Source organism: Xanthomonas sp. WCS2018Noco2-27, assembly GCF_031843525.1.
Classification (GTDB): domain Bacteria; phylum Pseudomonadota; class Gammaproteobacteria; order Xanthomonadales; family Xanthomonadaceae; genus Xanthomonas.
In genome coordinates, this window is the sequence record NZ_JAVTIK010000001.1 from 533,678 (window position 1) to 553,715 (window position 20,038).

At 63.3% G+C, this 20,038-nt stretch carries 13 protein-coding genes and 3 tRNA genes; 11 read left to right on the forward strand and 5 right to left on the reverse strand.

The window, feature by feature from the left end; all coding sequences use genetic code 11:
• Positions 1-107: 107 nt before the first annotated feature.
• From RQH86_RS02380 to RQH86_RS02420, 9 genes are all read left to right on the forward strand, one after another.
• The gene (locus RQH86_RS02380; protein ID WP_311238428.1) at positions 108-2,642 is read left to right on the forward strand and encodes a TonB-dependent receptor; all 2,535 of its coding nucleotides are present in this window, start codon (positions 108-110) and stop codon (positions 2,640-2,642) included.
• 437 nt (positions 2,643-3,079) lie between these two features.
• Positions 3,080-4,756 carry a 2-polyprenylphenol 6-hydroxylase gene (ubiB, locus tag RQH86_RS02385; RefSeq protein ID WP_055844268.1) on the forward strand — a complete coding sequence of 559 codons (1,677 nt, stop codon included), beginning with the start codon at positions 3,080-3,082 and terminating at the stop codon, positions 4,754-4,756.
• 80 nt (positions 4,757-4,836) lie between these two features.
• Positions 4,837-5,478, forward strand: coding sequence for a transcriptional repressor LexA (lexA, locus tag RQH86_RS02390; RefSeq protein WP_055844265.1), 642 nt, complete (start codon positions 4,837-4,839; stop codon positions 5,476-5,478).
• A gap of 172 nt (positions 5,479-5,650) precedes the next feature.
• Positions 5,651-6,685: a recombinase RecA gene (gene recA, locus RQH86_RS02395; RefSeq protein ID WP_055844262.1), complete on the forward strand. Its 1,035-nt coding sequence runs from the start codon at positions 5,651-5,653 to the stop codon at positions 6,683-6,685.
• Positions 6,686-6,933: 248 nt separating this feature from the next.
• Positions 6,934-7,422 carry a recombination regulator RecX gene (recX, locus tag RQH86_RS02400; protein WP_055844260.1) on the forward strand — a complete coding sequence of 163 codons (489 nt, stop codon included), beginning with the start codon at positions 6,934-6,936 and terminating at the stop codon, positions 7,420-7,422.
• 101 nt (positions 7,423-7,523) lie between these two features.
• Positions 7,524-10,172: an alanine--tRNA ligase gene (alaS, locus tag RQH86_RS02405; RefSeq protein ID WP_311238427.1), complete on the forward strand. Its 2,649-nt coding sequence runs from the start codon at positions 7,524-7,526 to the stop codon at positions 10,170-10,172.
• A 139-nt stretch (positions 10,173-10,311) separates the two neighbouring features.
• Positions 10,312-10,524 carry a carbon storage regulator CsrA gene (csrA, locus tag RQH86_RS02410; protein ID WP_003481884.1) on the forward strand — a complete coding sequence of 71 codons (213 nt, stop codon included), beginning with the start codon at positions 10,312-10,314 and terminating at the stop codon, positions 10,522-10,524.
• 83 nt (positions 10,525-10,607) lie between these two features.
• Positions 10,608-10,700, forward strand: a tRNA-Ser gene (locus tag RQH86_RS02415).
• Between the two features lie 2,002 nt (positions 10,701-12,702).
• Complete coding sequence (locus tag RQH86_RS02420; protein ID WP_311238497.1) at positions 12,703-14,634, forward strand: PAS domain-containing methyl-accepting chemotaxis protein; 1,932 nt, start codon at positions 12,703-12,705, stop codon at positions 14,632-14,634.
• Between the two features lie 270 nt (positions 14,635-14,904).
• Here RQH86_RS02420 and RQH86_RS02425 read toward each other — a convergent pair whose 3' ends face one another.
• The gene (locus RQH86_RS02425) at positions 14,905-15,606 is read right to left on the reverse strand and encodes a pirin family protein (RefSeq protein WP_055844255.1); all 702 of its coding nucleotides are present in this window, start codon (positions 15,604-15,606) and stop codon (positions 14,905-14,907) included.
• A 135-nt stretch (positions 15,607-15,741) separates the two neighbouring features.
• On the opposite strand from RQH86_RS02425, the gene RQH86_RS02430 reads away from it, so the two are divergent.
• Complete coding sequence (locus RQH86_RS02430; protein ID WP_115553580.1) at positions 15,742-16,686, forward strand: LysR substrate-binding domain-containing protein; 945 nt, start codon at positions 15,742-15,744, stop codon at positions 16,684-16,686.
• 44 nt (positions 16,687-16,730) lie between these two features.
• Positions 16,731-17,723 (forward strand): DedA family protein/thiosulfate sulfurtransferase GlpE, encoded by a 993-nt coding sequence (locus RQH86_RS02435; RefSeq protein ID WP_115511944.1) that lies wholly within the window; start codon positions 16,731-16,733, stop codon positions 17,721-17,723.
• A gap of 290 nt (positions 17,724-18,013) precedes the next feature.
• On the opposite strand, the gene RQH86_RS02440 is transcribed toward RQH86_RS02435, so the two are convergent.
• From RQH86_RS02440 to thiD, 4 genes are all read right to left on the reverse strand, one after another.
• Positions 18,014-18,090, reverse strand: a tRNA-Arg gene (locus RQH86_RS02440).
• Between the two features lie 93 nt (positions 18,091-18,183).
• A tRNA-Arg gene (locus RQH86_RS02445) sits at positions 18,184-18,260 on the reverse strand.
• A gap of 40 nt (positions 18,261-18,300) precedes the next feature.
• On the reverse strand, positions 18,301-19,221 hold the full coding sequence (locus RQH86_RS02450; protein ID WP_311238426.1) for an alpha/beta fold hydrolase: 921 nt from the start codon (positions 19,219-19,221) through the stop codon (positions 18,301-18,303).
• Positions 19,218-20,027, reverse strand: a complete 810-nt coding sequence (thiD, locus tag RQH86_RS02455; protein ID WP_311238425.1) for a bifunctional hydroxymethylpyrimidine kinase/phosphomethylpyrimidine kinase — start codon at positions 20,025-20,027, stop codon at positions 19,218-19,220. The genes RQH86_RS02450 and thiD overlap by 4 nt, the downstream gene beginning before the upstream one ends.
• Positions 20,028-20,038 lie beyond the last annotated feature (11 nt).

Here is a 20,038-nt window from a genome sequence, read left to right on the forward strand (position 1 = left end):
GGATTGAGGTCCGTGCTCACTGCATATCGGCGTTAACGTCTTTCTCACACGGCTCGTACCATCTGCTGCGCTTGCGCATGTACGCGTCTCTTCATCCGGGGAAGTTGATGAGCATCGAACGCTGCTATTGCACTGCACTTGCGCTTGCCGTTATCGCCGCAATTCAGACCCCGGTGTTGCATGCACAAACGCAGGCAACTGCCGAGCACACCGAGCCGGCAACGCTGGCCGCGATGAAAGTCACCGCGCAAAAACGCGAAGAAGAACTGCAGGATGTGCCTGTGATCGTGTCGGTGCTGTCCGAGCAGCTTCTGCTGGACACGGGCGTGAACGACATCAAGGATTTGCAGGTGCTGGTGCCGGGCTTGATCGTCACCAGTACGCAGAGTGCGGCACAGACCAGCATCCGCATTCGCGGCATCGGTACCGTGGGCGACAATGCGGGCCTGGAAGCCTCGGTCGGCGTGGTCATCGACGGTGTGGCGCGTGCGCGCAATGGTGTGGCGTTCTCCGATCTGGGCGAACTGGAACGCATCGAGGTGCTCAAGGGCCCGCAGGGCACGGTATTTGGCAAGAACACCTCCGCTGGCGTCGTCAACGTGGTGACCCGGCGGCCCAGCTTCACGCGCAGTGCCGATGCAGAAATCACCGCCGGTAATTTTGGCGCATTCGGGCTGGCCGCTGCGTTCAATGACGCGGTGGGTGAAACCGCCGCGCTACGCGTCTACGCGGCAAAGCGTCGCCGCGATGGGTTTGAAGACGTGGTCACCGGTAACGGCCCGCGTACCGATACACGCGACGGCGATCAGAATCTTGAGACCGGACGCGTCCAGCTGCTCTGGGAGCCGTCTCACGATCTGGCGATCAACTTCTCTGCCGATGCCACCAACCGCGCGGAGAATTGCTGCGTCACCGTCACCACCGAACGGGGGCCGCTGGCGGCGGTCATGGATGCAGTCGCTCCTGGAGGTCAGGCCGGTATTCCCATTGCCGACCCGTCGCGCCGGCTGGCCTACAGCAATCGCGGCACCGTTCAGAACATTCGCGATCGCGGCGTATCCGCGCAGGTCGACTGGACCACGCCCTGGCTAAACGAGGCGACGCTGACATCCATCACCGCACTGCGCGACTGGACGGCGGTCAACGGCTTGGACTTCGACTACAGCGCCGCCGATGTGCTGTACCGCGAGCCGCGCAAGGACGAGACGTTCACCGGCTTCAGAACCTTCAGTCAGGAGTTGCGCCTGGCCGGCTCCACCGAACGCGTGGACTGGATGATTGGCTTCTTCTATGCCGACGAAAGGCTGCGACGCAACGAGTCGTATCGCTTCGGAAGCGCCTACGAACCCTATCTTTCGACAGCGCTGCTGGCACGGATCAACCCGGCCTTGGCCACGCGTGCAGATGCACCGCGTTTTCTCGCCGATGCCACCGGCGTGCCGGCCGGTTCGCTGTTCCGCGGACTTGGTAGCCAGGATCGTTATCGTCAGGATGGCAAGAGCGTGGCGCTGTTCACCAACAACACCTGGCATGCGACCGATGCATTGGATGTGGTGATGGGTTTGCGCTACACGCACGAAAACAAGGTGCTGGCCTCGACCTACGACAATCCAGACGGCAGCCCGGCGTGCGCCAGTTACTTCGCTGCCAACGGGCAGTTGAATCCTGCGGCATTGCGCCGTATCGGCGCCGCCCTGGGTGCACGTGGCGTGCCTGCCACGGCGGTACCGCTGATCGCGCCGCAGGTGATCGGATTCACCTGCCTGCCGTGGAGTAACGTGGCACACAACGGCCGCAGGACCCACCAGGAACTGACCGAGCGCGAATGGTCCGGGACCGTCAAACTGGCTTATCGCTGGAGCGACGAGGTGATGACGTATGCCTCGGCCGCCCGTGGCTACAAGGCGGGCGGCTTCAATCTGGACCGGGTGCAGTCGGCCGATGGCCTGTCCAGCGGCGCGCAAGGAATCGTGCCGGTAGACGACACCGCGTTTCCCGGCGAGTTCGTCAACAGTTTCGAATTGGGTGCCAAGACCACCTGGATGGACGGCAATCTGCTGTTGAATGCGGCGCTGTTCTACCAGAACGTCAGCGATTTCCAGCTCAACAATTTTCTCGGCACCAGCTTCGTGGTTCGCTCCGTGCCCACCGTGATTTCGCGGGGAATCGACACCGAATTGCTCTGGCAAACCGGCGTGCGTGGCTTGATGCTGCAAGGTGGGCTCAGCTACACGGATACCACGTATGGTGATGACCGTTTGCCCGACGCCGATCTTGCGCTGTTGCCGGGTAGCCGCATGAGCTTCGCACCGCGTTGGTCGGGCAATCTGTCGGCTACCTACGAACGCCCGTTGGGCAATCAGCTGACGGCGCGTTTCAATCTGGGCGCCAAGTACTCATCCGATTTCAACGCCGGCACCGACCTGGACCCACAAAAGGTGCAGCCGGCCTACACCATCGTCAATGCCAGGGCCGGTATCGGCGCAGACGACAAGCGCTGGATGGTGGAAGCCTGGGCAGAGAATCTGGGCAACGAAACCTATCGCCAGGTCGTCATCGACGCGCCGCTGCAGGCCGGTTCCTGGAACGCATTTCTCGGCGCGCCGCGGACCTTTGGGTTGACCTTGCGCCTTCGGTATTGAAGCCGCTGGACCGCACTGCGTGTTGCGCGATCGACGCGTCAACTCGCACGCGCACCACACTGTGCGCTAAGCCCGCAGCGGACAGAGGCGCGACAGCGGCGGAGAGATCGGCTACAAACTAGAGTCTCTTCGCCAACCTCTGTGCCGATGTTCGGGTTTTCCGCTGCTGTGTTCGATACGTTGCCATCCATCTTCATCCGGCCTAGTCCGCCTGGTGCGTCGCCGGTTATTGCTGCGCAGGTGCGCCGGCTTGCGCGACGTGAGGCAGGGAGTCACGTGGCTGTCTTGCCGGCACGTGATGCTGGTGGGCCTGTGCTCGTGGATCGGTCGGTTCGCGAGGCATCGCTATCGCACCGAGAGATCGCTCACGCTGGGGCCTGCGCGCAGCCGTGTAGCGAGCCAGCCACCCGTTTCGAACCTACGCAGGCGGTGCACTGATGTGGGAAGCGCTTGGCACCGTACGTGACCTCGGGCGTCTGCAGGAAATCGCCTCGGTCCTGATTCGATACGGCTTTGGCGATGTGGTGCGCCGCATCGGGCTGGCTGATGTGCTCGAACGTGCCGGCAGGTTGCTGCACTGGAACAACGCCGAGGGCCGCTTGCGGATGTCCGCCGCCATGCGTGTGCGTCGTGCGCTGGAGGAACTCGGGCCAACCTTCGTCAAGCTGGGGCAAGTGCTGGCGACGCGTGTCGACTTGCTGTCGCCGGAATGGATCGAAGAACTGAGCGAACTGCAAAATGCGGTTCCTGCATTGCCGTTCGAACAGATCCGGCCGCAATTGGTCGCCGCATTGGGCGCAGAGCCGGAAAGCGTGTTCGCACGCTTGGACGAACAACCCCTGGCCGCTGCATCGCTGGCGCAAACGCATCGCGCCTGGCTGGCCGACGGCACGCCGGTGGTCTTGAAGATCCGTCGTCCCGGCATCGGCGACACCATCGATGCGGATCTACGTCTGCTTGCACGGCTGGCTGACATCGTCGAAACGCGCGCACCCGATCTCAAGCGCTATCGCCCGGCTGAAGTGGTGCAGCAATTCACTGTCTCGCTGCGGCGCGAGCTGGACTTCGCCGCCGAGTGTCGCAATGCCGAGCGCATCGCCGCCAACTTCGCGCACGACCCGCAGGTGGTGGTGCCCGCGGTGTATTGGCAGTGGACCTGCGAGTCGCTCAATGTGCAGGAGTTCATCGATGGCATCCCCGGGCGCGACATGGTGTCGGTCGATGCGGCGGGGCTGGATCGCAAGGCGCTTGCGCGCACGGGTGCCGGCATCGTGCTCAAGATGGTGCTGCAGGACGGCTGCTTCCACGCCGACCCGCATCCGGGAAATATTTTCTATCTGCGCGACGGTCGTATCGCCGTCATCGATTTCGGCATGGTGGGGCGTGTGTCCGAACAGCGCCGTTTCCAGGTCGCGCAGCTGCTGCACGGCATGGTCAGCTACGACGCCGAGGCGGTCATCGATGTGCTGCTGGAGTGGGCCGGCACCAGCCTGGATATCGACGAGGCGCGGCTGCAACAGGACATCGGTGCATTCGTCGACGAATACCGTGGCGTGCCGTTGAAAGAGCTACGCATCGGCGCGATGCTCGGCGACGTCACCGCCATCCTGCGCGATCACGGACTGACGCTGCCGTCGGATCTGGCGCTGATGATCAAGGCCTTTCTCACCCTCGAAGGGATGGGGCGCCAGCTGGATCCGGATTTCGACATGGCCACCGAAGCGCGGCCGTATCTGGAGCGCGTGGTGTTGCAGCGGTACGCACCCAGCGCCATGTTGCGCCGCAGTCGACGCACCGTGACCGGCGCGATCGATCTGATCGGCGATCTGCCACGCGATCTCAAGCGTCTGATCCAGGCCGCACGGCGCGGCAAGTTGCAGCTGCACGTTGAAACGCGGGCCTTGCGCGAGTTCGGCGAGCAGGTCGACCGCGCCGCCAATCGGCTCACCATGGGCATCGTGACCGCTGCCTTGGTGATCGGTTCGTCGATCGTTATGAACAGCGTCGGCGGGAGCGCCAGTCGATGGTTACTGGCGCTGGGCGTTGGCGGATTCATCGGCGCCGGCTTGTGCGGCATCTGGATCCTGTTTTCGATCTGGCGCAGCCGGCGCTAGCGATCGTCAGGGCTGCCGGCCTTCTCGACAGGGGAAACTAGCTATTGCGCATGGCCTTGTTAGTAGTAATACTACTAACCATGGACCTGACCGATACCCAGCAAGCAATCCTGGCCTTGATCGCCGAGCGCATCGACGCCGACGGTGTCCCGCCTTCGCAGACCGAGATCGCCCGCGCCTTCGGCTTCAAGGGCGTGCGCGCCGCGCAGTACCACCTGGAGGCATTGGAGCAGGCTGGCGCGATCCGTCGCGTGCCGGGTCAGGCACGCGGCATCCGGCTGGCCGGGCAGGGCGCGCACTCGCGGACGCCGCCGGTCGCCGAGCCACTGCGCGACGACGTGCTGCGCCTGCCGGTGCTAGGGCGTGTTGCAGCGGGCCTGCCGATCGGCGCCGATATCGGGTCCGACGACTTCGTCGTGCTCGATCGGGTGTTCTTCTCGCCGTCGCCGGACTATCTGCTCAAGGTGCAGGGCGATTCGATGCGCGACGAAGGCATCTTCAACGGCGACCTGATCGGTGTCCACCGCACCCGCGACGCGCGCTCGGGGCAGATCGTCGTGGCCCGGATCGATGAAGAAATCACCGTCAAGTTGCTCAAGATCGGCAAGGACCGGATCCGGCTGCTGCCGCGCAACCCGGACTACGCCCCGATCGAAGTGTTGCCAGATCAGGATTTCGCCATCGAAGGCCTGTACTGCGGGCTGCTGAGGCCCAATCGCTGAGGGCTGCACCGATGTCTGTGCTGGCGTTTTCCCCAGCCGGCATTGCAGGATTCGCCGCTGCCCGCACAGGATTCGCAACATTACTCTGAGTGTGTCGCCACCAGTCTCAGCCCGTGCGATACACCGCCGTTACATTTGCTCCACACCGAAATCACTGACAAGGATCACCCAGATGGATGAGAACAAGAAGCGCGCCCTTTCCGCCGCACTGAGCCAGATCGAAAAGCAATTCGGCAAGGGCTCCGTGATGCGCATGGGCGATCGCGTGATCGAGGCGGTCGAAATCATTCCGACCGGTTCGCTGATGTTGGACATCGCACTGGGGATCGGCGGCCTGCCGAAGGGCCGCGTCGTGGAAATCTACGGGCCGGAATCCTCGGGCAAGACCACCTTGACCCTGCAGGCCATTGCGCAGTGCCAGAAATTGGGTGGCACCGCTGCGTTCATCGACGCCGAGCATGCGCTCGACCCGATCTACGCGGGCAAGCTGGGCGTCAATGTCGACGATCTGCTGCTATCGCAGCCGGACACCGGTGAGCAGGCGCTGGAAATCGCCGACATGCTGGTGCGCTCGAGCTCGGTCGATATCGTGGTGATCGACTCGGTGGCTGCACTGACGCCAAAGGCGGAAATCGAAGGCGAGATGGGCGACCAGCTGCCAGGTCTGCAGGCACGTCTGATGAGCCAAGCGCTGCGCAAGCTGACCGGTAACATCAAGCGTTCCAACACCTTGGTGGTCTTCATCAACCAGTTGCGCCACAAGATCGGCGTCATGATGCCGGGTCAGAGCCCGGAAGTGACCACCGGCGGTAACGCGTTGAAATTCTACGCCTCGGTGCGTCTGGACATCCGTCGTATCGGCGCGATCAAGAAAGGTGACGAGATCATCGGCAACCAGACTAAGATCAAGGTGGTCAAGAACAAGTTGGCGCCTCCGTTCAAGCAGGTCGTGACCGAAATCCTTTACGGCGAAGGCATCAGCCGCGAGGGCGAACTGATCGACATGGGCGTGGAAGCCAAGCTGGTGGACAAGGCAGGCGCCTGGTACAGCTATGGCGACGAGCGCATCGGTCAGGGTAAGGACAATGCACGCGGCTATTTGCGCGACAACCCGCAGGTGGCGGCCAAGCTCGAAGCCGAGTTGCGTGAGAAGTTCCAGCCCGCGGAAGCGCCGCGCGAAGCGGGCGACGACGCCGAGAAGGAATAAGCGCTACCGGCAGCAAGCGATTGCGGTCCGAGTGGGGCGGCATGGCGCACAGCCCGTCATGTTCCCGCAGGACATGACGGACTCAAGCGCCTAGCAACAGCTCACTGCAGAGCGACCGGTAAGGCGGAGTTTTTCTATCGCGAGGACGGCGGAGTCAGTGCCGTTGCTTCTCGCGGTAGATCTATCGAAGGCCAGGAGGGCAGGCGCCATGGAAGGCGCATTGATTCAGCGATCGGGGACACGTCACGATGGACGAGCAAGAGCCCGCACCAAAGCGGGGGCGGCGGTTCAAAGAGCAGACGCCGGTCCAGCGCGCACTTGGTCTGCTGGTGCGGCGCGAGCACTCGCGCAAAGAATTGAACCGTAAGCTGCTGGCGCGCGGTATCGAGCCAGATGCCGCACAGGCGGCGGTGGAGCGGCTGGCTGGCGAGGGCTGGCAGGACGACACCCGGTTTGCTGCTGCGGTGGTGCGCAATCGTGCTGGCTCCGGCTACGGCCCTCTGCATATTCGTGCCGAACTCGGAACCCATGGCCTGGATAGCGAGGCAATCAGTGCCGCCATGGCGACGTTTGAAGGTGACTGGACCGAGAACGCACGTGATCTGATCCGGCGCCGGTTCGGCGAGCAAGGCCCGGTAGATCTGCCGCAGCGACGCAAGGCCGCCGATCTGCTGGCCCGGCGCGGTTTCGACGGCAACAGTATTCGTAGCGCCACGCGCTTCGACCTTGAGGACTGAGGGCGTCAGGCCTGCTACCCTTCGTGGTTTCAGGTTGTTCCCCTCATCTGCGCCCACATCTCATTGGGTGACCGGGACTGCCGCCCGCCCAATGCCAGCTCATGAACGCACCTGCCAAATTCAGCACCTCCCAGATTCGTAGTGACTTCCTCGCGTTTTTCGAGGGGAAGGGCCACACCATCGTGCCGTCCGCGCCGCTGGTGCCGGGCAACGACCCAACCTTGCTGTTCACCAATTCCGGCATGGTCCAGTTCAAGGACGTCTTCCTTGGCGCGGAAAAACGCAGTTACGTGCGTGCTGCGGACGTGCAGCGCTGCCTGCGTGCCGGCGGCAAGCACAACGACCTGGACTCTGTGGGCTACACCGCACGCCACCACACCTTCTTCGAAATGCTGGGCAACTGGTCGTTCGGCGACTACTTCAAGAAAGACGCCATCGCCTGGGCATGGGAGCTGCTGACCCAGGTCTGGAAGCTGCCGGCCGACCGTCTGCTGGTGACCGTCTACCACACCGACGAAGAAGCCGTCGCCTTGTGGCGCGACATGATTGGCATTCCCGAAAGCCGCATCGTGCGTATCGGCGACAACAAGGGTGCGCCATACGCGTCCGATAATTTCTGGCAGATGGCCGACACCGGCCCGTGCGGCCCGTGTACCGAAATCTTCTTCGACCATGGCGATCACATCGCTGGCGGTCCGCCCGGTTCGCCGGACGAAGATGGCGATCGCTTCATCGAGATCTGGAATCTGGTCTTCATGCAGTTCGACCGTCAGCCCGACGGCACCTTGGTGCCGCTGCCGGCGCCGTGCGTGGATACCGGCATGGGGTTAGAGCGTCTGGCGGCGATCCTGCAGCACGTCCACACCAACTACGAGATCGATCTGTTCCAGGCCTTGATCGGCAAGGCCAGTGCGCTGACCGGCATCGCCGACCTGGAAAACAAGTCGCTGCGGGTGATCGCCGATCACATCCGCGCCTGTTCTTTCCTGATCGTCGATGGCGTGCTGCCTTCCAATGAAGGCCGTGGCTATGTGCTGCGCCGGATCATTCGGCGTGCGCTGCGGCATGGCTGGATGCTGGGTGTGCGCCAGCCGTTCTTCAGCAAGATGGTGCCCACCCTGGTCGAGCTGATGGGCGAGGCCTATCCGGAACTGGTGGTGGCGCAGGAAACAGTGGCGCGCGCCCTGCTGGCAGAAGAGGAGCGTTTTGCCGAGACGCTGGACGCCGGCATGAAGATCTTCGACGACGTCGCGTCGCGCTCGCAGGACGTGATTCCCGGTGCAGACGCATTCCGTCTGTACGACACCTATGGCTTCCCAGTCGATCTGACCGCCGACATTGCACGCGAGCGCGGTATGCGCGTGGACATGGAGGGCTTCGATTTCGCCATGGAGCGTCAGCGCGAGACCGCGCGTGCGGCAGGCAAGTTCGGCGGCGGCGTCGCATTGCCGGCCGATCTGGTTGCGACCATGTTGCCGACGGTGTTTCTGGGCTACGAGGCATATGACGCCGACGCGCTGAAGGTTGTCGCGCTGCTCAAGCAGGGCCGCCCGGTGGAGCGTGCCGAAGCCGGCGATGAGGTCATCGTGTTCACCGATCGCACGCCGTTCTACGCCGAATCCGGCGGTCAGGTCGGCGATAGCGGGCAGTTGAGTGCGGCCGATGTTTCCATCGACGTCGCAGACACGCAGAAGTTCGCCGGCCAGTTCCATGGGCATGTCGGACGCATCACCGAAGGCGCGCTGGCGCTGGGCGATGTGCTGGCAGGCGGCATCGACGTGCAGCGCCGCGGCAAGACCATCCTCAACCATTCGGCAACGCACTTGCTGCATGCCGCATTGCGCGAAGTGCTGGGCACGCATGTGCAGCAGAAGGGCTCGCTTGTGGCGCCCGACCGCTTGCGTTTCGACTTCTCGCATTTCCAGCCCATCACTGCGGAAGAACTGGCAGTGGTCGAGCGCAAGGTCAATGCCGAGGTGCGCACCAACCACAGTGTCGAAGTGCACAACATGGCCATGCAGGAAGCGCTGGATTTCGGCGCGATGGCCTTGTTCGGCGAGAAGTATGGCGAGCATGTGCGCGTGCTGAAGATGGGCGGTTATTCCACTGAGCTATGTGGCGGTACCCATGTCAGCCGCACCGGCGACATCGGTCTGTTCAAGATCACCTCCGAAGGCGGCGTGTCGTCGGGCGTGCGCCGTATCGAGGCGGTGACCGGGCAGGGCGCGCTGGATTACGTTGCCGATGAAGAACGCCGGCTGTTCGAGGCGGCAAGCCTGCTTGGCGGCAACACCACCGAGGTAGTCGACAAGGTGCGCGCACTGACCGAGCGTCAGAAGCGTCTTGAGCGCGAGCTGGAATCGCTGAAGGCCAAGCTGGCCTCCGGCGCGACCGCAGATCTTGGCGCGAGCGCTGTCGACGTGGACGGGGTCAAGGTGGTTGCCGTACGTCTGGAAGGATTCGATGCAAAGGCGCTACGCGAGGCGATGGACCGCTTGAAGCAGCAACTCGGCGATTCGGTGATCGTGCTGGCCGGTGCATCGGCGGGCAAGGTTGCGCTTGTCGCCGGCGTGAATGGCAGCCCAACTGGCAAGGTGAAGGCGGGGGAACTCCTCGGCCATATCGCCAGTCAGACCGGAGGCAAGGGCGGTGGCCGTCCGGATCTCGCCCAGGGTGGTGGCGAGGACGGGCCCGCCCTTGCGACCGCACTCGACGGTGTGCCCTCCTGGGTCAAGCAACACTTGGGCTGAACACTTGTCCTGCTATGCCTTGCTGGCTAGCAGGATGTCCCGCTACCATTTCTGGTCTATTCCCTTTACCTAGGGCGCGTCTCACTCACGAGGCCGTCGATGCTGGTGGGAAATCCACCGGTTCCAGGAGATTTGCAAAATGTTGATCCTCACTCGCCGGGTAGGCGAAACCTTGATGATCGGCGACTCGGTCACTGTTACCGTGCTCGGCGTCAAGGGTAATCAGGTGCGTATTGGCATTACCGCACCGAAAGATGTGGCTGTGCATCGCGAAGAGATTTATCAGCGCATCCAACGTGGGGACGAGCCGGTGGCCTCTGGCGCACATCACGGCGACGATTCTTCGAATTGATCGTCATAAAGGGTTTACGTTAGCCCCTGTTACCCGGTATTCTTCGCGGCCTGCCACGGACATCGCGGCAGGACGCAAAAACTGGAGCGATGCCCGAGCGGCTGAAGGGGCTCCCCTGCTAAGGGAGTATAGGGTCAAAAGCTCTATCGAGGGTTCGAATCCCTCTCGCTCCGCCAGTGTTCTAAACGCCCGCAAATCCTTGATTTGCGGGCGTTTTTTTTGCGTTGATGAGTGTAGCTAGCGGCGATCGCCAGCTGTAACGTCAAATTCCATCGCCATCGCCATCGCCATCGCCACTGCCTTTGACGGATTGCGAGCCGTGCGCTCGCTCTTGCTCGGGTGCCTGCTCGGCGTTCATGCCTTCCCGTGCTGTTGTTCCTCGATCGCTGCGTCCTTCGTGGCCGCCGCTGGGGATCTTTGCATCGCTGATGGTTGAGGGCGCTGCGGTGCGAGCTGTGTCGGATCGAAGGCGTGAATCCGCGATGCCTGCAACAGGCGGGTGTGTGAGTCGGTGATGCGTGGCACAGGCGATCGGCAGCTGTGTTGCGGGAGGCTCAGACACCTTGCGAAGCATGCGCGGCGGCGTTGCCGCTGCACGTGGCAGCGCTGACTTCTTGGTCAAGGCTTATCGCCATCGCTTCCGATAACTGACAGCTACTGCGCCAGACGCGCGTTCGCGAGTGTGCGTCGCGGGTTGGTGGCTTGAGCGATGCTGGATTGCCGCGGGATGATCGGTCTGGTGTGCTGGCATTACGCCCTGCGTGAGGCCGCAACCACCATAGATCGCAACCGACATGCAGTGGCCGGGTCTGATGGGCGCCATCCGCCATCCGCTATCTGTATCGGTCGCGTCGTCGACCATTTCGGCACCGAGTGTCGCTGTTGAAGCGATATGTATCGGGTCGCCTGCCACCTGGCTCGGTCGGCGCGTTGTTCTTGGCTTGTTGCCCTGTTGCGTGCCCTCATGCTTTTTGATGTTCGAAAAATAGGCGCGCTTGGAGGGAGCGGTTAGCGGGCTGCGAAACCATCTTCGCTTGCCGCTTGCCGCTTGCCGCTTGCCGCTATTTCCCGACATGCAAAATGCAGACAGCAAACAGTAGGGTCAATCTCCTGCGTTCAACTTCGCAGACCACCTACTGTGCTAACTGCAGACCTAAGACCTAAGACCTAAGACCTAAGGAAGCTCTGAACAATTCGTCCCTGTGTTTTCGATCAACACTCCTGGCAATCCTTACTACGCGCAATTGCTTGATGTTCAGCATGGAAGGCCGCCGCGTTTGAGCGATATCCCGGATCACTCGTCCCGCAGCGAGTCGCTCAGGCCTTCCCCAAGCTGCTGGGCTTGCCTTCTTACTGGCGTGTTTTGCCCTGCGTCCCCTTGTTCCTGCTAGCTGCCGGTTCTTTGATCAAAGCGGCAACTTTTTTGCCGCACGCGTGTTCCAGTACGCGTTCCTCGCCGATGCACGACGATGCTGCCAGAGGACGTGGCCGATCTTTATCTGAGCCTCGTTCTGCCGATGATCCAGCGCATGCTGCCGCGCCAGTGACGCCGCCAGTGACGCCGCCAGTGATGTCGGCAGTGATCTCTGCATGGCGAGAGATGCAATGGGGCGTGTGGCGCTGTGGATGGAGTCGCTATGCAACGGGTAAGGCGTCGGTCGCTCGAAAATGCAGAAGCCAGCAGTCCGGAGAGTCGGTCGCATCCGCCGGTGTGAGCGGCGTTTACGGGTGCTTTTTTCCAACGATGCAAGACGGAGGAGGGTCCATCGCGAGCGATCGCCGATACGCTGGCGCTGCGCGCGCGCCTTGGCGGCCAACGTACTGCATCAGCCACTGTGTTGCAGATCGGAGAAGAAAGTCTGGTCGTCCTTGCACGCCAGGAAACAAGGCCTCGACTTTACGCTGGCGATGCGCGTGCCTTGGCGGCCAACGCACTGCATCCGCCCTTGTCTTACAGATCGGAGAAGAAGGGTCTGGTCTTCCTTGCACACCCAGGAACAGGGCTTCGACTTCGGCAATGCCGGAGCATGAAGAGGACGATCAGAGAGAGACCGTCTGACATCTGAACCACTCGACTCTATGGCAAGCGAAGGGGGTCAAGTACGGCGCGTACGTGTCGCTAAAGACGTGACCCATATCTCGGATTTCGACGTGATGCGCCTACCGTTGCTTGGACGCCTGTTCTCTTCCTGGAGCCGTGGGCTGCAGCACAAGGCCAATGCAGTGGATCGGGTGATGGCGGTGATCGAATTCGATCTGGACGGCCGCATTCTGGACGCCAATCAGAACTTCCTCACGCTCATGGGATACCGGCGTGACGAGGTGGTTGGCCAGCATCACCGCATGTTCGTGACGACGAGCGATCGCGACAGCGAGAGCTATCGCCAGTTCTGGGATGCGTTACGGCGTGGCGACTTCAATGCCGGGCGCTTTTGCCGGCTGGACAAGCAGGGCCGCGAGGTCTGGATCAATGCCTCCTACAACCCGCTGCTGGATCGTGCAGGCAAGGCCTACCGCGTGGTGAAGTACGCCACCGACATCACCGAGCAGGTCCGTCAGACCGCCGATTTCGAAGGGCGCATCGATGCGATCGACAAGGTGATGGCGGTGATCGAATTTTCGCTGGATGGCACGGTGCTCGATGCCAACCAGAACTTCCTGCAGGTCATGGGCTATCGGCTCGATGAGATACGCGGCAAGCACCACGGCATGTTCGTGGAGGCGCAGACGCGTCAATCGGCGTCCTATCGCGCGTTCTGGGATTCGCTTGGACGCGGTGCATTCGATGCTGGTCGCTACAAGCGCATCGGCAAGGATGGCAGGGAAGTGTGGATCCAGGCGTCCTACAACCCGGTTCTCGACGAACTCGGTCGCCCTTACAAGGTGGTCAAGTACGCCACCGACGTCACCCGTCAGGTCATCGATTCGGCCGATGCGGATGGGCGCATACAGGCCATCGACAAGGTGATGGGCGTGATCGAGTTCGATCTGCACGGCCGAGTGCTGAGTGCCAACGAGAATTTCCTGGCGATTCTTGGTTACTCGTCGAACGAGGCCATTGGCCAGCATCACGGGGTGTTCGTCGATGCGGCCTACCGCGCCTCCGACGAATACCGGCATTTCTGGGCAAAGCTGGCGCGCGGCCAGTTCGACGCGGGGCGGTATCGGCGGTTGCGCAGGGACGGCAGCGCGGTGTGGATCCAGGCGTCCTACAACCCGATCCTGGATGTCTCCGGGCGCCCGTACAAGGTGGTCAAGTACGCCACCGACGTGACCGATCAAGTGCGCTCTGCCGAGCGCATGCGCGACCTGATGCGGCAGACAATGAGCATCGCGCAGAACGTGCAGCGCGAGTCGCATCATATTTCTGCCAGTAACCAGGAGCTGGTCAGCCGGGTGTCCACGCAGTCCAGCGCCGTGGCGCAGACCTCGAGCACGATCGATCAACTGGCTGCTACCGTGCGCACCAATTCCGAAAACGCCGGCTCGGCCCGACGCATGGCCGAGGACTCGGCTGCGGTGGCGCGGCGCGGCGCGGACGTCATCGCCGACGTGGTCAAGACCACCGCCGGCATTCGATCGGCAACCGACCGCATCGGTCAAATCATCGAAGTGATCGACGGCATCGCGTTTCAGACCAACATTCTGGCGCTCAACGCGGCGGTGGAAGCGGCGCGCGCCGGCGAGCAGGGACGCGGGTTTGCGGTGGTCGCCACCGAGGTGCGCAGCCTGGCGCAGCGCTGTGGCGTGTCGGCCAGGGAGATTCGTTCCCTGATCGACAATGCGACCAACCAGGTCGGCGATGGCTCGCGCCTGGCCGAACAGGCCGGCGTCGTGATGCAGGACGTAGTGGCCTCGGTACTGCGTGTCACCGCGACGGTGGAGCAGATCGCCGCCGCCAGTCACGAGCAGGCGCTGGATATTTCGACTGCGAACACGGCGCTGCACTCCATTGGCGTGCAGGCGCGCGACCAGGCGCAGATGGTCGACGATCTGGCGCGGTCGGCACGCGTGCTGGAAGCCGATGCGGACGCGTTGTTCGCGCTGGTCAACGGCGATGCCGACGGAGCTGCGCAGTCCGACACGCCGTTCAAATCGCAGGCCGCATAACGGCCAATCGCTGAGACTGCGACCGCGGTGGCCGGGTGTCCAAGCCTTCGTCTTCGGCGCTGACGACGGACGTCATGTCATGTCGTGTCGCGGTGCGTGTAAGCCACGTGTTGTCGCAGCAAGGTAAGGCAAGCGCACCAACCACACGCACAGCGTCGCGTCCAGATTTTCGCGCGCAGCACAAAGCCCGCTAGCGCGGGCCTTGTGCGTTGGGGTCAACGCCGCTTGCAGCACATGCAGGTCGTTTGCGCTGCAAGGGCCGTGACCGGCTTACTTCGGCAGATCGAACACCAGCACTTCCGCATCGCGTGCATCGGCCAGCACGATCTCCGGCTCGCCGATGACCTGCACCGCATCGCCGGCCGACAACGCCTGTCCATTGACGCTCAGGCTGCCGCGGGCCACTTGCACGTAGCCGATGCGGCCTTCAGCCAGCGGCTGCTGCAGGCGTACGTCGCCATCGAGGATCGATGCATACAGCCGTGCGTCCTGGTGCAGGCGCAGCGAGCCGTCGTCACCGGCCGGCGAGGCGATCAGGCGCAGCTGGTTGCGCTTGCTGTCGGCATCGAAATGCTTTTCTTCGTAGCTGGGCTCGATACCGTTGCGCTCGGGCATCACCCAGATCTGCAGGAAGTGCACCGGCTCGCTGGACGAATGATTGAACTCGCTATGGGTCACGCCGCTGCCGGCGCTCATGCGCTGCACATCGCCGTAGTGCAGCACCGAACCGGTACCCATGCTGTCCTTGTGCTCCAACGCGCCGTCCAGGACGTAGGAAATGATCTCCATGTCGCGGTGGGCGTGGGTGCCGAAGCCTTCGCCCGGGGTCACCTTGTCTTCGTTGATCACCCGCAGCGGGCCGATGCCCATGTGGCGCGGGTCGTGGTAGCTGGCGAAGGAGAAGGTGTGGCGCGAAGACAGCCAGCCATGCTCGGCACGGCCACGGGTTTCGCTCTTGCGGACATTCAACATGTTGCTTCTCCTTGAAAGATTCGAATTGGCGCCGGGGGTGAATCGGTGTCCCTGCGGCTTGATGCGTAGTCTCCGCCTCTGTCGGCCAGAGAAAAAGCGAGTAGATTTGGCTGCTACCATCGAAAAATTCGAACAATGAAAATCAGCCTGGAAGCGCTACAGATCCTGGATGCGATCGACCGCCGCGGCTCGTTCACCGCGGCGGCCAAGGTGTTGTTCAAGGTGCCCTCGACGATCTCGTACACGGTTTCCAAGCTGGAAGACGATCTGGGCGTGCAGCTGTTCGAACGGGTGGGGCCGAAGGCAACGCCGACCCAGGCCGGGCGCGAACTGCTGCGCGAAGGACGCAACCTGCTGCGTGCCGCGCAGGAGTTGGAGGTGCGCGTGCGGCGCGTCGCCTCTGGCTGGGAGTCGGATTTTGCGATCGGGCTGGATGCGATGTTGCCGGCTGCGCTGCTGCAGGCGCAGATCCTGGACTTCTACGCCGTGGCCGATAGCACCCGGCTGCGGGTGCTCAGCGAGTCGCTGTCCGGCAGCTGGGAGGCGCTACTGGACCGGCGCGTGGATCTGATTGTGGCGGCGGGCGAGGGGCCAAGCGGCGGTGGTTATGTCGCCGAACAGATCGGCACCGTGCGCTTCGTGTTCGCAGTGGCCGCGACGCATCCGCTGGCCGGCGCGCAGTTGCTCGGTGCGACCGAGCTGGCCGACCATCGCGCGATTGCCGTGGCGGATTCGGCGCGGCGTCTGCTGCCGCGCACGGTCGGCCTGTTGTCCGGCCGCGATGTGCTGACCGTGCCGGACATGCACACCAAGTTGCTGCTGCAATTGGCCGGGGCAGGCTACGGGTTTCTGCCTGAGCCGTATGCGCAGGGCGCGCTGCTGGAGGGCCGTTTGCGCCAGGTGCCGGTGGAAACGCACAAGGCCGACGAGACCTTCTTCCTGGCGTGGCGGCCGGGCGAAGAGGGTGAGGCGCTTGGCTGGTGGCGGCGCGCGTTGCGGGCCGACGGTCTGTTCGAGCGATGGTTGCAAGCGCTTGCCGAAACGTATCGTTTCGCTGCCGCCGGGCAGTCGCAAACGTGATCAAGAGCGGATAATGGCCGTTCGCCGTCGCGCAGGGTCGTCGCATGCAAGGCTTGATCGAACAGTACGGATTGGCGCTGGTGTTTGCCAACGTGCTGGCGTTGTCGCTCGGGCTGCCGGTGCCAGCGCTACCGACGCTGGTGCTGGTCGGCGCCGGTTACGCGCTGCGCGGTGGTAGCGAGGCGTGGCTGGCGGGTCTTGCCGCGTGGGGCGTGTCGGTGCTGGCGAGTCTGCTTGGCGACCTGGTGTGGTATCTGGCAGGCCGTCGTTTTGGCAATCGCACCTTGCAGTCGCTGTGCCGGTTGTCGCTTTCGCGCGATACCTGCATGAAGCAGACCGAGCGCTTTTTCTCGCGCTGGGGCGTGCGCGTGCTGGCGGTGGCCAAGTTCGTGCCGGGCCTGTCGATGGTGTCGGTTCCGATGGCTGGTGCGATGCGGGTGCGGCCGGGCGCGTTCCTGCGTTACGACGCGTTCGGTGCTTCGCTGTGGGCATTGGTTGGGCTGGGTCTTGGGGCGGTGTTCGCCCATCAGGTGCAGGACGTGCTCGTGTTCTTGTCCGAACTCGGTTCCGGTGCGGTGGTGGTGTTGGCCGCGCTGCTGGCCTGCTACGTCGGGTGGCGCTGGTGGCGGCGTCACACGCTGCTGCGCTCGCTGGAACAGGCGCGCATTGCAGTGGACGAGTTGGTGCCGCTGCTCGACGGTGACGAGAGCCTGCGGCCGACGGTGCTGGATATCCGTGCGCCGGGATACCGCGACCTGCAGCCGTACACGATTCCTGGTGCGGTGTTTGCCGACGAACGCCAGCTTGCGCAGATTTTGGCCAGCGTGCCGCGCGATCGCAGCGTGGTGATTTATTGCGCGTGTCCCGATGAAGTGTCTGCGGCGTGGCTGGCAGGTCGGATGCGCGAGCGTGGTTATCGCGATGTGCGTCCGTTGCTGGGCGGGCTGGATGCGTGGCGCGATGCCGGGCATCCGGTGACCTCGTTGGTGCCGGTGGTGGTGGTCGGCCAGTCGGATGCTGTGGGCGCTACCGCGTGAGCGTTCTGCGTCCTGTTCGATAAGAACAGCTCACCAAACGACTGTGCAGTTGCCTGCCTGCCTGGCGGGCGGGCGGGCGCGGCCGGTGCTCGCTGCCGCGTCGCTTACAGTGTGGTTCTGAGCGCGCCTTCCATACCCATCCGGCAATGCGCGCTACATCTTGATGGGCGCTTTAACGCGCATCGCAGCGCATTCGTATCGACACGCTGCACAAGCTGCATTCGCGAGCGATGCAGGACAAAAACGACAGGCAAAAAAAAGACCAGCAAGCTGGCCGTTTTCTTCAAGATTGGTGCGCCCGGAGAGATTCGAACTCCCGACCGCCTGGTTCGTAGCCAGGTACTCTATCCAACTGAGCTACGGGCGCATATCTTGTTTGACTTGCCATCCGATGCAGTGCAGTCGGACGTTTTAACTAAAAAAACAGCGGTTCAGTGCTGTCTTTTTTTGTTCCTGAAGATGGTGCGCCCGGAGAGATTCGAACTCCCGACCGCCTGGTTCGTAGCCAGGTACTCTATCCAACTGAGCTACGGGCGCCTCGTCAGGAGCGGAATTATGCGGATGCCCGACGTACTCGTCAATCCCTTTGTGAAATTCGATTGTCGCCGGCCGCATCGGCACGCGTGCGTTGCAGCGCAGCCGCGACGGCGGCGGGTGCCTTCATCCATGCAAAGTGATCGCTGCGCACGCCCAGTTGCGCATCGTCCAACTGCTGCACCTCGGCATGCGCCTGCGGCATCTTCTGCAGCAGTGCATGCAACGCCGCAGACGGGCCGAAGTGATCGTGGTCGAAGGTCAGCGCCTTGATCGGTACCGTCAACGCGCCCAAGGCGCGCTCCAGATCCCAGCCGCTGCCTGCAGCACGATAGCGATTGCTGCGGCCGACCTGTGCCCAGTCGGCGATCAGGCTGCGTGCCTCAGTGCCACCAAAGCCGAGCGATCGCCCGTGCAGCACGCCTTGTACGCGCGCAAGCCAGGGCAGGGCGCGATACGCCAGCGGCAGCCCGTAGCGCATCGGGCGCGGAAAGTTGCGCCAGTATGGCGAGCCGCTGGCAACCAGCCACAGCTGCGTCAGCGGTGAGTCGCGTTGCGAAGGAACTCGCGACGCCTGCAACGCGGCATGACAGCAGGCCAGCTGCCCGCCCAGGCTGTGCCCGCCGATGATGCGTGGGTGCTGCGGGTCATGCCGATCCATCAGCGCCTGGCTGGCCGGGAGGTCGTCGGCAAGCAAGGCGCGATAGCCCCAATCGTGTTGGCGCGATGGGCGCAGCGTGCTGCTGCCATTGCCGCGCCATTCGTGCAGGTAGACCGCGATCCCGGTAGCGGCCAATGCATCGGCAAACGCTTGGTAATGCCGCGCTGCCACGCCCAATGCCGGCAGCCACAGCAAGCTGGCGATCGGTTGCGCTGGTGCACTGCGAATCACCTGCCAGCGATGTCCATCGGCTGCGCTGGCGGGCAGCGTGTCGCTATGCACGCCTTCGCTGTGCACGCTCATACCGCTGGGGCGGCGCCGAAGTGGTCGAGCACCAGGACCTCGCTGTGCCCTGGGCGCTGCCCCAGGCGGATGGCGCGCGCCACGTAATCAATCGCTGCCTCGCAGGCATTGAGCAGCGACAGGCCCTGGCACAATTGCGCGGTAATCGCTGCCGACAGACTGCAGCCGGTGCCGTGCGCATCGACGTCGATACGCGGATGCATGAACACGTCCTGGGTGACGCCGTCATCGAAGCGATCGATCACGCGCGCGCCCTCATGCAGATGGCCGCCCTTGAGCAGCACAGCGTTCGCGCCCAGCTCCAGCAGCGCGGCAGTCGCATGTTCGGCGGCGTCGGCCGTGTCGATGCGGCGGCCGGTCAACAGCTCGGCTTCCGGCGTATTGGGTGTGATCAAGGTTGCCAGCGGCAGCAGGCGGGTGCGCAGCGCATCCAATGCCGCGTCCTCGAGCAGGCGCACGCCGCTTGTGGCGACCATGACCGGGTCCAGCACGATGAAGGGTGGGCGATGGGCTTCGAGCAGATCGGCCACGCAGTGGATGACGTCGGCATTGGCCAACATGCCGAGTTTGACGGCCTGGATCTGGAAATCGGCGAAGCAGGCATCCACTTGCGCGCGCAGAAATGCGATCGGCGGGATGTGCACGGCGGTGACGGCGCGCGTGTGCTGCGCGGTCAATGCGGCAATCGCCGACAAGCCATGCACGCGATGCGCAGCGAAGGTTTTGAGATCGGCCTGGATGCCGGCACCACCGCCGGAATCGGAGCCGGCGATGGTCAATGCGGACAGCGTGCTGGGCGTGGTCATGCGCCGATTCT